Annotated in this window: 14 protein-coding genes; all 14 read left to right on the top strand. The window is 62.5% G+C overall.

The genetic code is table 11. From position 1 onward, the window contains the following. The first annotated feature begins 71 nt into the window (after positions 1-71). The 14 genes from thrB (at position 72) to atpD (ending at position 15,156) form a co-directional block, all read left to right on the top strand. Positions 72-1,004 (top strand): homoserine kinase, encoded by a 933-nt coding sequence (thrB, locus tag BKX98_RS13625; protein WP_073707645.1) that lies wholly within the window; start codon positions 72-74, stop codon positions 1,002-1,004. A gap of 334 nt (positions 1,005-1,338) precedes the next feature. Further along, positions 1,339-3,531: a transcription termination factor Rho gene (gene rho, locus BKX98_RS13620; protein ID WP_073707644.1), complete on the top strand. Its 2,193-nt coding sequence runs from the start codon at positions 1,339-1,341 to the stop codon at positions 3,529-3,531. A gap of 187 nt (positions 3,532-3,718) precedes the next feature. Continuing rightward, positions 3,719-4,792, top strand: coding sequence for a peptide chain release factor 1 (gene prfA, locus BKX98_RS13615; RefSeq protein ID WP_038990452.1), 1,074 nt, complete (start codon positions 3,719-3,721; stop codon positions 4,790-4,792). Positions 4,793-4,799: 7 nt separating this feature from the next. Beyond that, positions 4,800-5,657 (top strand): peptide chain release factor N(5)-glutamine methyltransferase, encoded by an 858-nt coding sequence (gene prmC, locus BKX98_RS13610; protein ID WP_073707643.1) that lies wholly within the window; start codon positions 4,800-4,802, stop codon positions 5,655-5,657. 35 nt (positions 5,658-5,692) lie between these two features. Then, the gene (locus BKX98_RS13605) at positions 5,693-6,376 is read left to right on the top strand and encodes an L-threonylcarbamoyladenylate synthase (RefSeq protein ID WP_038990453.1); all 684 of its coding nucleotides are present in this window, start codon (positions 5,693-5,695) and stop codon (positions 6,374-6,376) included. Next, a complete protein-coding gene (locus tag BKX98_RS13600) occupies positions 6,373-7,494 on the top strand; it encodes an MraY family glycosyltransferase (protein WP_073707642.1) in 1,122 nt (373 codons plus the stop codon). The genes BKX98_RS13605 and BKX98_RS13600 overlap by 4 nt, the downstream gene beginning before the upstream one ends. Positions 7,495-7,664: 170 nt before the next feature. After that, a complete protein-coding gene (locus BKX98_RS13595) occupies positions 7,665-8,099 on the top strand; it encodes a hypothetical protein (RefSeq protein WP_052253623.1) in 435 nt (144 codons plus the stop codon). 284 nt (positions 8,100-8,383) lie between these two features. Next, positions 8,384-9,175 (top strand): F0F1 ATP synthase subunit A, encoded by a 792-nt coding sequence (atpB, locus tag BKX98_RS13590; RefSeq protein WP_083515384.1) that lies wholly within the window; start codon positions 8,384-8,386, stop codon positions 9,173-9,175. 106 nt (positions 9,176-9,281) lie between these two features. Beyond that, a complete protein-coding gene (locus tag BKX98_RS13585; protein ID WP_073707641.1) occupies positions 9,282-9,494 on the top strand; it encodes a F0F1 ATP synthase subunit C in 213 nt (70 codons plus the stop codon). 80 nt (positions 9,495-9,574) lie between these two features. Continuing rightward, positions 9,575-10,129, top strand: coding sequence for a F0F1 ATP synthase subunit B (locus BKX98_RS13580; protein ID WP_038990457.1), 555 nt, complete (start codon positions 9,575-9,577; stop codon positions 10,127-10,129). Beyond that, on the top strand, positions 10,129-10,941 hold the full coding sequence (locus tag BKX98_RS13575; RefSeq protein WP_038990459.1) for a F0F1 ATP synthase subunit delta: 813 nt from the start codon (positions 10,129-10,131) through the stop codon (positions 10,939-10,941). The genes BKX98_RS13580 and BKX98_RS13575 overlap by 1 nt, the downstream gene beginning before the upstream one ends. Positions 10,942-11,067: 126 nt before the next feature. Next, positions 11,068-12,705: a F0F1 ATP synthase subunit alpha gene (atpA, locus tag BKX98_RS13570; protein ID WP_038990460.1), complete on the top strand. Its 1,638-nt coding sequence runs from the start codon at positions 11,068-11,070 to the stop codon at positions 12,703-12,705. Positions 12,706-12,781: 76 nt separating this feature from the next. Next, positions 12,782-13,675: a F0F1 ATP synthase subunit gamma gene (locus tag BKX98_RS13565; protein WP_066137623.1), complete on the top strand. Its 894-nt coding sequence runs from the start codon at positions 12,782-12,784 to the stop codon at positions 13,673-13,675. A 35-nt stretch (positions 13,676-13,710) separates the two neighbouring features. Continuing rightward, a complete protein-coding gene (gene atpD, locus BKX98_RS13560; RefSeq protein WP_066137625.1) occupies positions 13,711-15,156 on the top strand; it encodes a F0F1 ATP synthase subunit beta in 1,446 nt (481 codons plus the stop codon).

The raw sequence follows: 15,156 nt of genomic DNA, 5'->3' as shown, positions 1-15,156 counted from the left end.
GAAACGGGGGAGCCGGCCGTGGCGGGCCGTTGCGCACCCATTACCACTCGCACCGAATTCTTGAAGGAACCATGACGCAGCAGATCGCCCTGGGCCAGAAGTTGATCGTTTCCCCGCCGGCTACCTCCGCCAACCTCGGCCCTGGCTTCGATTCGCTGGGCCTGGCCCTGGAATACCGCGACCGCCTCGAAGTGGGCACCGCGCACTCCAGCCGCGTCGAGATTTTCGGTGACGGGGCCGATGAGCTGCCACGCGATGAATCCCACCTGATCATCAAGGAAATGCACCGCTACTGGAAAGACGCCGGCTTCGCCCCGGTAGGCGTGGAACTAGTGGCGCATAACCGCATTCCGCATGCTCGGGGTATGGGCTCGTCCGCAGCGGCGATCGTTGCCGCCTATGCTGCGGCCGACGCGCTGCTGCCAGCAGAGGCACGTCGTGGAACCGAATCAATCTTCCAGGCCGCGGCCGCGTGGGAAGGCCACCCGGATAATGTGGCCCCTGCGGTCTTTGGCGGTTTGAGCATTTCTGCCACGAATCCCGATGGCAGCTTCAGCTCCGTGCAGGTGCCATTGCACCCGGATCTGCGTGCGGTGCTGGCCATCCCTTCCAACGGGCTGTCCACCGAAGTGGCCCGTGGTGCACTGCCCTCGCATATCGAGCATGCGGTGGCCGCGGCGAACAGCGCTAGTGCCGCCTTGCTGATCCACGCTTTGAGCAATGACCCAAGCCAGCTGCTGGGCGGCACCAAGGACTACCTGCACCAGGATTACCGGGCTGCGGCCATGCCGCAAAGCGCCGCACTGATTGCCAAGCTGCGCGATGCCGGATTGGCCGCAGTGGTTTCCGGTGCCGGCCCAACGGTGATGACCCTGGTATCCAGCGAGGACCAGGTAGCTGCCGTGCAAGCGGTGATCAACGAATTTTCTGCGAGTTCTTCAGTGTCTTGGCGTGCTGAAGTTCCCAAGCTTGCCAATAACGGTGTTACAGTAGAAGTGCTGTAACACCATGGCAGGCCGGATCGCTGGGCAGTAGCCCGGTCCGAATCATTTGTGGCCAGTGTTGATGCGGATAAATTCGGTTCTTGAACCCCATTTCATCCCTCCAGCCGCTCCGGATTTCCCTGCAGTTCGCAGCACCTTTGATATCCCGCATCCAGGTACGTCTTCGTGCCCAGGGGATATCAGTTTCTTTAATCCACCGCAGTTTTGCTCCGAATTCTGGGCTATCTTGCGGGGAGAAAGTGAAGTAGCCACGGAATCTTCGGCTACGGAACATCATTTACGGCATAGTGGGCCTGCCTGAAGCGGCCCATCCTACGAGTCAGAAGGAACTTTCGTGACCGAAACCACGAGCCTCAACGAAGGCGTGGACACCAAGACTTCCGAAAACAAGAGCGCCGGTCTGGCCTCCTTGAAAATGACCCAGCTCCAGCAGTTGGCTTCGCAGCTGGGCATCACCGGCGGTTCGCGGATGCGCAAGGCCGATCTGGTCAAGGCCATCGGCGACCACCAGCGCGGCGGCTCCGTTGCCGCCAAGGATGCCAAGGCAGCGCAGGAAGCCAAGGCCGCGCAGGAAGCGAAGTCGGCCAAGGCCGAAGCACCTGCAGCCAAGGGCGAAGCCGCCGCCGAGCCGGCCAAGGAAACCAAGGCCCGCGCACGCCGCGCTCCGAAGGCCGCAGCCAAGGAGCAGGCCGAGGCCGATACCACCGCCGCACCGGAAACCGCGGCAGCTGCCGAAGCACCGGCAGAAAAGCCTGCTCGCGCACGCCGCACCTCGCGCCGCGTGACCGACTCGGGCAAGGTTGCCGCTGCTGCCGAAACCAAGGAAGCAGCCGCCGAAGCACCTGCCGAGAAGCAGGCCCCAGCAGAGGAAGCCAAGGCCCCGCGCCAGCGCCGCAACTCGCGCAGCAGCAAGCCAGCTGAGCAGGCTGCAGAGCAGGGCACCGAGCCAGCCGAGGCACCGGCAGAGAACGCCGAGAACAACGGCGAAGCACGCGAAGAGCGCCGCGAGCGCGGCAACCGCCGTGAGCGTGGCAACCGCCGCGAGCGCAACAACGAGCGCAATGACGCCGCCGAGCCGGAGAACGCCGAAGAGCGCACCGACCGCCGCGAAGAGCGTCGCGAGCGCAACAACGATCGCAATGACCGGAACAACCGCCGTGAGCGCAACAACGATCGCAATGATCGCAACAACGACTCGAACGACTCGGAGAACACCGAGGAGCGTTCGGAACGCAGCGAGCGCAATGACCGCCGTGAACGCCGCGAGCGCAACAATGACCGCAATGACCGGAACAACCGCCGTGAGCGCAACAACGACCGCAACGACCGGAACAACCGCAACCGCCGCAACCGCCGCGACGACGACGAGCCGCCGCTGAGCGAAGACGATGTCGTGCTGCCGATCGCCGGCATCCTGGACGTGCTGGAGAACTACGCGTTTGTCCGCACCTCCGGCTACCTGCCCGGCCCGAACGACGTTTACGTCACCCTGGGACAGGTCAAGAAGTACAACCTGCGCAAGGGCGACGCCATCGTCGGCGCCATCCGCCAGCCGCGCGAGGGCGAGACCCCGAACCCGCGCCAGAAGTTCAACGCCCTGGTGCAGCTGACCTCCGTCAACGGCAAGAAGCCGGAAGACAACAAGGAACGCGTCGAGTTCAACAAGCTCGTGCCGCTGTACCCGACCGAGCGCCTGCGCCTGGAAACCGACCCGAAGCTGGTCGGCCCGCGCGTCATCGACCTGGTCGCCCCGATCGGCAAGGGCCAGCGCGGCCTGATCGTCTCGCCGCCGAAGGCCGGCAAGACCCTGATCCTGCAGTCCATCGCGAACGCCATCACGACCAACAACCCAGAGGTGCACCTGATGATGGTGCTGGTCGACGAGCGCCCCGAAGAAGTCACCGACATGCAGCGCACGGTCAAGGGCGAGGTCATCGCCTCGACCTTCGACCGCCCGGCAGATGACCACACCACCGTGGCCGAGCTGGCCATCGAGCGCGCCAAGCGCCTGGTGGAAATGGGCATGGACGTCGTGGTCCTGCTGGACTCGATGACCCGCCTGGGCCGCGCCTACAACCTGGCAGCACCGGCCTCCGGACGCATCCTCTCCGGCGGCGTGGACTCGGCGGCGCTGTACCCGCCGAAGCGCTTCTTCGGTGCCGCCCGCAACATCGAGAACGGCGGCTCGCTGACCATCCTGGCCACCGCCCTGGTGGAGACCGGATCCAAGATGGACGAGGTCATCTTCGAGGAATTCAAGGGCACCGGCAACATGGAGCTTCGCCTCTCGCGCCAGCTGGCCGAGAAGCGCATCTTCCCTGCGGTGGATGTCAACGCATCCTCGACCCGCCGCGAAGAGCAGCTGATGAGTGCCGAAGAGGTGCGCATCATGTGGCGCCTGCGCCGCATGCTCTCGGGCATCGATCCGCAGCAGGCACTGGAGGTGCTCACCGGGAAGATCCGCGAGACCCAGTCCAACGCGGAATTCCTGATGCTGGTCAACAAGACCACTCCAAACAAGGATTAGCACCATCCACCGCCATGGCGTCCAGCCAGCTTGCCACCTCGGCAGCTGGCTGGACGCCATCGGCGCGTAGTGACACCTCGCACGCCGGTGACCGCCGGCGCAGCGTCTAGAATTGAATTCCAGCAGTGCCCGGGCAGCGCCAAGCGCCGGCACTGCGCGGAAAACGCCAACAAGGAAGCACACCACCATGTTCGAGTCCGTCAAATCGCTACTAGAAGAGCATGCAGCCATCCAGGCGCAGCTCTCGGATCCAGCGGTGTACGCCGACCAGGCGCTGGCCCGCAAGCTCGGGCGCCGTTCGGCCCAGCTGAACGGCATCGTCGAAGCCTACAACAAGTGGAACACCGCCACCGAGGACCTGGAAGCCGCCAAGGAAATGGCCGACGAGGATCCGGACTTCGCCGAAGAGGTCGAAACCCTGACCGCCGAGCTGCCGGCGCTAGAGGAGAAGCTGCGCCGCCTGCTGATCCCGCGCGATGAGAACGACGGCCGCAACGTGATCCTCGAAGTCAAGGGCGGCGAAGGCGGCGACGAAGCGGCGCTGTTCGCGGCCGACCTGCTGCGCATGTACACCCGCTTCGCCGAGCACAAGGGCTGGAAGGTCGAGATGATCTCCTACAACGAGTCCGACCTCGGCGGCTACAAGGACGCCCAGGTGGCCATCAAGGGCAACTCCAACGACCCGGCAGAAGGCGTCTACGCCCAGCTGAAGTTCGAGGGCGGCGTGCACCGCGTGCAGCGCGTGCCGGTCACCGAATCCCAGGGCCGCATCCACACCTCGGCCGCCGGCGTGCTGGTGCTGCCCGAAGTGGACGAGCCCGAAGAAGTCGATATCCACCAGAATGATTTGAAGATCGACGTCTACCGTTCCTCGGGCCCAGGCGGCCAGTCGGTGAACACCACCGACTCCGCGGTGCGCATCACCCACCTGCCTACCGGCATCGTAGTGGCCATGCAGAACGAGAAGTCGCAGATCCAGAACCGCGAAGCCGCGATGCGCGTGCTGCGCTCGCGCCTGCTGGCCCACCAGCAGGAACAGATCGACGCCGAGAACTCGGCGCAGCGCGCCAGCCAGATCCGCACCATGGACCGCTCCGAGCGCATCCGCACCTACAACTACCCGGAGAACCGCATTGCGGATCACCGCACCGGGTACAAGGCCTACAACCTGGACGCCGTGATGGACGGCGACCTGCAGCCGGTGGTCGACTCCTGCATCCAGATGGACGAGGAAGAGCGCCTGGCAGCGCTGGGCGAGTAACTGCGCCTTGGAAGAACTATCTGCCGTACGCCGCCAGGCGATTGCGGCGCTGGCCGACGCCGGGGTGCCAAGCCCCGGCGTCGATGCCGATCTGCTGCTCTGCCATGTGCTGGGCATCGACCGCGCGCAGCTGAAGCTGCGCGAGCTGCGCGGCGACGGCCTCGGTCCGGAGCACCGGGAGCAGTTCACCGCGCTGGTGGCCGCCCGGCGCACCCGCATCCCGCTGCAGCACCTGACCGGCGTCGCCTACTTCCGCTACCTGGAACTGAAGGTCGGGCCGGGGGTCTTCACCCCGCGGCCGGAAACCGAAACCGTGGTGCAGCTGGGCCTTGATTTCCTGGCGGCCCACGGGATCGGCAGCCCGCGGTGCATCGACTTGTGCTCGGGTTCCGGCGCCATTGCCGCGGCCCTGGCCAGCGAGGTGCCGACGGCCAGCGTCTGGGCCGTGGAGCTCTCGGATGATGCTATCGGCTACACCCGGACCAACTGCGAACCCCACGGGGTCACCGTGCTGCACCGGGACGCCACGCAGGTGCCCTCCCAGCTCGAAGGCACCATGGATCTGGTGATCTCCAATCCGCCTTACATCCCGCCGAATGCGGTGCCGCGCGAGGTCGAGGTGCGCGAGCACGACCCGGAGATGGCGTTGTACGGGCTGGGGGAGGATGGGCTGCAGGTCCCGCGAGCCGTCACGGCCCAGGCCCTGACGCTGCTGCGTCCCGGCGGCTGGTACGTGATGGAACACGCCGAAGTGCAGCGCGAGAGCGCGGCCGCGATGCTGCGCGAAGCAGGGTTCACGCAGGTTGCCGGCCACCAGGACCTCACCGGGCGCGCCCGCGCCACATCCGGCTACGCGCCCCAATAACCAAACGACACACCAGTGCATGAAAGAATGATCCCGTGAGCACAACATTTTCGGTAAGCAACGAGCAGGAACACGCTGACGGCATCGCTGCAGCCAAGGCCGCATTGGCGGACAAGCGCTGCATCGTCTTGCCCACAGATACCGTCTACGGGATTGGCGCCGATGCCTTCAGCGCCCAGGGCGTAGCGATGCTGCTGGCGGCCAAGGGCCGCAGCCGCACCATGCCGCCACCGGTGCTGATTGCCCAGACCGCCACCATGGACGGGCTGGCCCGGGACATCCCCGATGAGGCCCGGAAGCTGGCCGAAGCCTTCTGGCCAGGCGGCCTGACCCTGATCCTGCACGCCCAGCCGTCGCTGACCTGGGATCTGGGGGAGACCCGCGGCACCGTAGCGCTGCGCGTGCCCAACGACGACACCGCCCTGGAACTGCTGGGCCAGACCGGCCCGCTGGCAGTGTCCTCGGCCAACCGCACCGGCAACGCGGCGGCACTGGATGTGGAGCAGGCCATCGCCCAGCTGGGCGAGTCGGTGGATGTGTACCTCGACGGCGGTCCGCGCGGTGCGGCCGGCGAAGAAGTCCTGCCATCAACCATCATCGATTGCACCGGTGCGCACCTGCAGGTAGTCCGCTCGGGTGCAATTTCCATTGAGGAATTGCGCGTGGTCGTCCCTGGAATTCTCGATTTGGGACAGGACGCACCGGAAACCGGCGCATGAGAACATATGTCCTGCTCATAGCGTTCAGCTTTACGGTCTCGTTCCTGCTCACGCCGATCGTGCGCACGTTCGGCCAGCGCTTTACCGGGAACCAGCTGGTGCGCGAGCGCGACCAGCATGAAAAGCCGATCGTGAAGTTCGGCGGGCTGGCAATCATCGCCGCCTTCGCCGCAGGATTATGGCTCGCGAGCAACTTCCATTTCTTCCGCGGGGTCTTCGGCAATGACGAAGCCATCCGCGGCATCGCCTATGCGCTGGGAGTCATCGTGCTCATGGGCCTGGCCGATGACATGTTCGACTTGAAGTGGTGGCTGAAGCTCGCCGGGCAGATCCTGATCGGCTGGCTGATCGCCACCCACGGAATCGTCATCCAGTCGCTGCCGGTCGGTTCGTGGCAGATCGATGAGCCGTGGCTGCAGATCGCGGTGACGGTGTTCCTGATCGTGCTGACCATGAACGCGATCAACTTCTCCGATGGGCTCGATGGCCTGGCCGCGGGCCTGGCCGCCATTGGCGCGGCGACCTTCTTCGTGTATTCCTATGTGCTGGCCACGCATGTGAGCGCGGATGACTACGCTAACATCGGGGCGCTGCTCTGCGCGCTGCTGCTCGGCGCCTGCCTGGGCTTCCTGCCGCACAACTTCAACCCGGCGAATATCTTCATGGGGGAGACCGGGGTGCTGGCCATCGGCATGGTCCTCTCGGTGGCCGCGATCGCGGTGACCGGGGATGTGCAGGGGCTGGAGGCACGGCGCTTCCGCAACATCCCTGCCTACATGCCGATGCTGCTGCCGATGGTCATCGTGTTCCTACCAGTCCTGGACCTTGTGCTCTCGGTCTTCCGCAGGCTGGCCAACAAACGCTCACCCTTTTCACCGGACGCCAAGCACATCCACCACAGGATGCTGGCCCAGGGCCATTCGGTGCGCCAGTCGGTGATCCTGCTGTACCTCTGGGCTGCCGTGATTGCTGTCTCAGTGGTGTCCATCGCCTTCATCCCGGTGGTCCTGGTGGTGCCGATGGCCTTGCTGTTGTTCCTAGTGGCAGCGGTGGCCACGTGGCGTCCGCTGGTGATCAAGCGGGTCGATGCCCTGCGCAAGCGCATGGGCAAGGCCTAGCCCGGTTAATTAGCCAAGTAATGCGTGCGCAATCTGTTTCTATCTCGTGTAGAATTCAATGTGGATCTTCTTCCTCCTGTTCTTTTCGGGAACGGGTGGGAGTTTCAAGTTTCATCAGCATCGATGGGTGCGCGATGGTCCCTCGGTGTTGACGAAGAAAGGTTGCGGACGTGAATTCTGGTTCTGCCCGCGTCAGTGCTTCGTCAGCCCCGAAATCCATCTGGCTGCCGATTCTTGGCTTGTCACTGGTGTATTCGGCGATCGCTACCGCCATATTTTTCCTGATTTCATGGCTGGTAGCTGATCTCACCTACGCGCTTTCTGGTGCGCTGGCTGCCGGGATCGTGATCGGCTTTTTCGCAATTGGCATCCTCATTGCCGAAGCTGCCGGGCGAATCCGCCGATCGTGGGCCATGCCCGCATTCCTGGGCGTCTTTGTCATCAAGGTTTTCGGCATCGCCTTCGTGCTGTTGAACCTGGGGTTGCCCGAATGGGTCAACCGCCAGGGATTCGTTCTTGCAGCAGCTATCTCCCTTGTTGCCTGGCAGGTTGGCGAGGTGCGTGCCTTCATGAAGGCACGCCTGGCTATCTACAACGAGGAATAGAGTATTCCGCCCGACTTTGTGTCGGTGGGGTGCTGTGAGTTTGATAAGCTTACTTCGGGTCATTTTTGGCCGTCCGCTGAACCGCGGGCGGTTTATGCAAGATGCATCCGCGGGGAGACCCGCAGATGGACCTTCATCAGGGTTGATGCTTTGGCATGGGCCGTGATGGGATCCCCGTTTGATCTTTTCTTCACACGGTGAGAGGCAGTTACCGCCAGTCACCGCCTTTTGCCCGTGACCGTTACTGCAGAGAGGACAGCGCGTTGTTCGCGTTTGCGCTCCCAATGGCCTCAGAAGAAGGCGGCTTCGTACCGCCATCCGTTTCCGATACCCACCTTCCAGATATCTTCCCTTGGATGGCGGAGTACGGCACGGGTTTCGGCAAGCAGATGCTCATGATCGTTTTGTCGATCGTGCTCATCACTTGGTTCTTCACCGCGGCCATCAAGAACCCTAAATTGGTTCCAGGCAAGATGCAGTACATCGCTGAAACCGGTTACGCATTCGTACGTAACGGAATTGGCCGCGACATCATCGGCGAGAAGAACTTCCGTCCTTGGATTCCTCTGCTGTTCGCGACCTTCTTCTTCGTACTGCTGAACAACCTCTTCGGCGCGATTCCGTTCCTGCAGCTTCCATCGTTCTCACACGCTGGTTCTGCCTACGCGATGGCTATCATCATCTACGGCACCTGGATTGCCGTAGGCCTGAAGAACCATGGTATCCGCTACTTCAAGCTGGCTGTCGTCCCGTCCGGTGTTCCGGGCTGGATCATGCCGCTGATGGTTCCGTTGGAAATCATTTCTAACTTCATCGTTCGCCCGCTGACGCACTCGCTGCGTTTGATGGCAACGATGCTGGCCGGTCACATGATCGTGATGCTGGCAGCGTCCGGCGCGCGTCACCTGATCGTTGTCCAGGACTCCCTGGCCATGAACGGCCTCGGCGTGCTGGTCATCATCGGATCGGTCGCTATGTACTTCCTGGAACTTCTGATCATGTGCCTGCAGGCGTTCGTTTTCGCCCTGCTGACCGCGATCTACCTCCAAGGTGCAATTGAAGCCGACGCCCACTAGGCCAACACTTCTTTCTTCCAACCCATAAAGATCTTCCTTGAGTCGCTCAAGGAATACCTCACAACCTACCGGCAAAAGCCCGGTATCTTGAAAGGAACATAATCACATGTTGCACGGCTCCCTGAATATGATCGGCTACGGCCTGGCTGCTATCGGTTCGGCTATCGGCGTTGGCTTGATCTTCGCTGCCTACATCAATGGTGTTGCTCGTCAGCCAGAAGCTCAGCGCATCCTGCAGCCAATCGCCTTGCTTGGCTTCGCACTTACTGAAGCACTGGCCATCCTGGGCCTGGTCTTCGCCTTCGTCGTAGGCGCCTAGTCTTTTCGCAACTGTAGTGGCCTCGCCACTATCGCGAGGCGTACACAAAAGCGGAAACTAGTAGATAAGGAATAGTGAGAATGAACAGCACTGATTTCATCCTCGCTGCGAGCGAATCGGTCAACCCGCTGTTGCCGAACCCGTGGGAAATTCTCGTTACGGGTGTTGGTTTCGCGGTCCTTCTGTTCATCGTCATCAAGGTGATTGCTCCGAAGTTCGAGCAGTCCTATGAAGATCGCGTCACCGCGATCGAAGGTGGCCTTGAGAAGGCTGAAGCAGCGCAGAAGGAAGCAGAGGAGACCTTGGCACTGTACAAGGCCCAGCTTCTGGAAGCACGCACCGAAGCAAACCGCATCCGTGAGGAAGCTCGTAGCGAAGGTGCTCAGATCCTCGCCGATCTGAAGACCAAGGCAACCGATGAGGCAGCTCGCATCACCGAGCAGTCGCACCGCCAGATCGAGGCTGAGCGCGTATCCGCACTGGCTTCGCTCCGCACCGACGTGGGCGCATTGGCTACCGAGCTTGCAAGCAAGGTTGTTGACGAAGCTCTGCAGGACGATGCCCGTGCCCAGCGCGTGGTTGACAAGTTCCTGACCGATTTGGAAGCTCAGCAGAACGCAGGTGCATCGAACTAATGGCAAGTGTATCGAGCGAGTCACTGGCAAAGGCTTTGGAGTTCCTGGAACCCAAGCTGGCACTGGCATCTATTGAGCTGCCTAAGGAACTGTTCGCGGTCCTGGAAGTACTGGATGCAAATGCCGGTCTCCGCCGCGCATTGACTGACCCAGCCCGTGGGAATGCCGACAAGGCAGGCCTTTTGGCTCAGCTGCTGCGCGGAAAGGTCTCGGCTGACGCCGAGGATACCGTTGCACAGCTGGCTTCTACCCGCTGGAGCTCGGAACGCGACATTAGCGATGCGCTCGAAACGCTGGCTGTCACCGCGGTTGCCGCGGTGGCGGAACAGCAGGACGGCGCTTCGGGGCTGAACAAGCTGGAGCAGGATCTGTTCTCCTTCATCGAGGTAGTTCGTGGCAATCACGAGCTGCAGCGTGCGTTGGATGATGCACAGGCCCCAGTCGAGGCTAAGCGCGCACTCGCGCTGAAGCTCGTGCCTAACGCGTCGCAGACCTCGCAGGTTTTGATCTCCCAGGCAGTTTCGAACCCTCGCGGTTTGAAGCCGGCAGCCTTGGTTGGACGTTTCGTAGAGCTCGTGGCCAAGCGCCAGCAGCGCTGGATCGCTTCGGTGACCAGCTCCATCGAACTCTCCGAAGCCCAGCTTTCGCGCCTGGAGAGCAGCCTGAACAAGCTATACGGTCGTCAGCTCAAGCTCAACACCACTACCGACCCATCGCTGGTTGGTGGCCTGGTAGTCAAGGTTGGCGACGAAGTTGTCGACGCTTCCGTGGCATCACGCGTGGCCGAGTTGCGCCGCGCCTTGGCCAGCTAGGACTCATTGGGCGCGAGGAGCGATCCTTCGCCCGGTGTTCCTGGCTGCCAGGACCACAACAGACTTCATTCACATTCGATTCGGCCCGCCGGGCCGGATCACAATTTAGGAGAGCAGGGACTGCAGATGGCCGATTTGACCATCAATGCCAACGACGTCCGCGATGCCCTAAACGAGTTCGCATCTTCCTTCGAACCGGGTAAGGCAGAGCGCACCGAGGTGGGACGCGTCGTCGCCGCGAGCGACGGCATCGCCAGAGTGGAAGGCCTTCCTTCCGTCATGGCCAACGAGTTGCTGAAGTTCGAAGATGGCACCCTGGGCTTGGCCCAGAACCTCGATACCCGCGAAATCGGTGTCGTTGTGCTTGGTGACTTCACCGGCATCGAAGCTGGCCAGAAGGTAGAGCGCACCGGCGAGATCCTTTCGGTTCCAGTCGGCGACGGCTACCTGGGCCGCGTGGTCGACCCATTGGGCGAGCCACTGGACAACCTGGGCCCAATCGCTTCCGAGGGCCGCCGCGCCCTGGAGCTCCAGGCCCCAGGCGTGACCCAGCGCAAGAGCGTGCACGAGCCAATGCAGACCGGTCTGAAGGCTATCGACGCCATGATCCCGATCGGCCGTGGCCAGCGCCAGCTGATCATTGGCGACCGCCAGACCGGCAAGACCGCCATCGCGGTCGACACCATCCTGAACCAGCGTGCCAACTGGGAGTCCGGCGATCAGACCAAGCAGGTCCGCTGCATCTACGTGGCAATCGGCCAGAAGGCATCGACCATCGCTGCCGTCCGCCAGACCCTCGAAGAGCAGGGCGCCCTGGAGTACACCACCATCGTGGCCTCCCCGGCATCGGACCCAGCCGGCTTCAAGTACTTGGCTCCATACGCAGGCTCGGCCATCGGCCAGCACTGGATGTACGGCGGCAAGCACGTTCTGATCGTCTTTGATGATCTGTCGAAGCAGGCTGAAGCCTACCGTGCCGTGTCCCTGCTGCTGCGCCGTCCGCCAGGACGCGAAGCCTACCCAGGCGACGTCTTCTACCTGCACTCCCGCCTGCTTGAGCGTTGCGCCAAGCTGTCGGACGAGTTGGGTGCAGGCTCGATGACTGGCTTGCCAATCATCGAAACCAAGGCCAACGACGTGGGCGCGTTCATTCCGACCAACGTCATCTCGATCACCGACGGCCAGATCTTCTTGCAGTCGGACCTCTTCAACGCCAACCAGCGTCCAGCTGTCGACGTGGGTATCTCGGTATCCCGCGTTGGCGGTTCGGCACAGGTCAAGGCCATGAAGAAGGTATCCGGTACCTTGAAGCTGGAACTGGCTCAGTACCGCGACATGCAGGCATTCGCAATGTTCGCTTCGGACCTGGATGCCGCTTCCAAGCAGCAGCTGACCCGTGGCGCACGCCTGATGGAACTGCTCAAGCAGGGCCAGTACACCCCGTACCCGGTTGAGGACCAGGTCGTTTCGATCTGGGCCGGCACCAACGGCTACCTGGACGATGTCCCGGTTGAGGATGTACGCCGCTTCGAGGGCGAGTTCATCGAGTACCTGCGCCACCGCACCGATGTGCTGACCGTGATTGGCCAGACCGGCAAGCTGGAGAACGAGACTCTGGAAGCCATGAAGACCGCTGTTGCGGACTTCAAGGCCGGCTTCTTCGGTGAAGGCGACGACAAGCTTGTCGCAGCCGGACACGAAGAGCATGACGCTCTCGATTCCGAGTCCGTTGACCAGGAACAGATCGTCAAGCAGAAGCGCTGACATTTTCCTTGCCAAGGGGGAGCGGCGCCGGTAACGGCGCCGCCCTCCCAAGGCAGGGGATAAGGAAAGGACACACATGGGAGCCCAGATTCGGGTCTACCGCCAGAAGATCGGATCGACCAAGTCGATGCGCAAGATCTTCAAGGCGATGGAACTGATCGCTGCATCCCGCATTGGTAAGGCACGTACGCGTGTCTCGGCCTCGCTGCCGTATGCCAATGCGATTACCCGTGCAGTAACCGCCGTCGCGTCCCAGGCCGATGTCGATCATCCACTGACCACCGAGCCGGCGCAGGTACGCCGTGCCGCGGTCCTGGTGATGACTTCGGACCGAGGACTTGCCGGGTCCTACTCCGCCAGCGTTCTGAAGCAGGCAGAGCACCTCGTGGAACTCCTGCGTGAAGAAGGCAAGGAAGTCAAGACCTACTTGGTCGGCCGCAAGGCCCAGGCTTACTTTGATTTCCGCTCACGCGAGTACGCACGAGTGTGGACCGGGGAAACCGATTCCCCGCGTTTCGAAACCGCACGCGAGCTGCGCGATGTCCTCCTGGAGGACTTCGACACCGACTTCGAGCAGGGAGGCGTGGACGAGATCCACGTCGTCTACACCCAGTTCAAGTCGATGGTCACGCAGGAACCGACGGTCATCCGTCTGTTGCCGTTGGAGGTTGTCGAGGACGAGTCCGAGACCCCGGCCGACGAGCTGTTGCCACTGTACGAGTTTGAGCCATCGCCGGAGGAAGTGCTTGACGCACTGCTGCCGCGCTACATCGATTCTCGACTGTTCAACTGCCAGCTGCAGTCCGCTGCCTCCGAGCTCGCTGCCCGCCAGCGCGCCATGAAGGCCGCAGGCGACAACGCTGGTGAACTGATCAAGAAGTACACCCGATTGCTCAACAATGCCCGTCAGGCTGAAATCACCCAGGAGCTTTCGGAAATTATTGCCGGCGCCGACGCGCTGAACAGCTGATTTCCGAGATTCCGACCAGACAAGAAGTGAGAAAGATGACTGCCCAACTCAACGAGCAGGTTACCGCAGGGGCCATTGGTCGCGTCGCGCGCGTGACTGGCCCGGTCGTGGACGTCGAGTTCCCAGCCGACGCACTGCCTGCTATCTACAACGCACTGACCGCTGAGCTGACCCTCAACGGCGAAACCAAGAAGATCACCTTCGAGACCAGCCAGCACCTCGGTGAGGGCCTGGTCCGCGCAGTATCGCTGCAGGGCACCGACGGCCTGGTCCGCGGCGCTCAGGTTATCGATACCGGCGCTGCCATCTCCGTCCCAGTCGGCGACGGCGTCAAGGGCCACATCTTCAACGTGCTGGGCGATGCCCTGGACGTTGATAACTCGGAGATCCAGGTTTCCGAGCGCTGGCCAATCCACCGCGAGGCACCGAAGTTCTCGGAGCTCGAGGGCTCGACCGAGATGCTGGAAACCGGCATCAAGTCGATCGACCTGCTGACCCCTTACATCAAGGGCGGCAAGATCGGCCTGTTCGGCGGCGCTGGCGTGGGCAAGACCGTGCTGATCCAGGAAATGATCACCCGTGTGGCACGCAACTTCGGTGGTACCTCGGTATTCGCCGGCGTGGGCGAGCGCACCCGTGAAGGCAACGACCTCTGGGTCGAAATGGACGAAGCCAACGTGCTCAAGGACACCGCACTGGTGTTCGGCCAGATGGATGAGCCACCAGGCACCCGTCTGCGCGTGGCACTGTCGGCTCTGACCATGGCGGAATACTTCCGCGATGTGCAGAACCAGGACGTGCTGCTCTTCATCGACAACATCTTCCGCTTCACCCAGGCCGGTTCCGAGGTGTCGACCCTGCTGGGCCGCATGCCTTCCGCCGTGGGCTACCAGCCGAACTTGGCCGATGAAATGGGCCTGCTGCAGGAACGCATCACCTCGACGAAGGGCCGCTCGATCACCTCGATGCAGGCTGTCTACGTCCCGGCCGATGACTACACCGACCCGGCGCCGGCAGCAACCTTCGCCCACCTGGATGCAACCACCGAGCTGTCGCGTGAAATCGCGTCGCGCGGCCTGTACCCGGCAATCGATCCGCTGACCTCGACCTCGCGAATCCTGGATCCGCAGTACATCGGCCAGGATCACTACGATGTAGCCATCCGCGTGAAGGCTATCCTGCAGAAGAACAAGGAACTGCAGGACATCATCGCGATCCTCGGTATCGACGAACTGGGCGAAGAGGACAAGATCGTCGTTGCCCGTGCACGCCGCATCCAGCAGTTCCTGTCGCAGAACACCTACACCGCAAAGCAGTTCACCGGTGTCGAGGGCTCGACCGTATCGATCAAGGACACCATCGAAGGCTTCAAGGCCATCTGCGATGGCGACCTGGACCACATTGCAGAACAGGCGTTCTTCAACATCGGCGGTCTTGACGACGTCGAGCGCCAGTGGGCCGAAATCCAGAAGGCCAGCTAA

The organism is Glutamicibacter sp. 0426, assembly GCF_001906485.1.
In the GTDB taxonomy this organism is placed as follows: Bacteria; Actinomycetota; Actinomycetes; order Actinomycetales; family Micrococcaceae; genus Glutamicibacter; species Glutamicibacter nicotianae.
The sequence above is the reverse complement of the archived record's forward strand: the minus strand, read 5'-3'. Positions and strand labels throughout refer to the sequence as shown.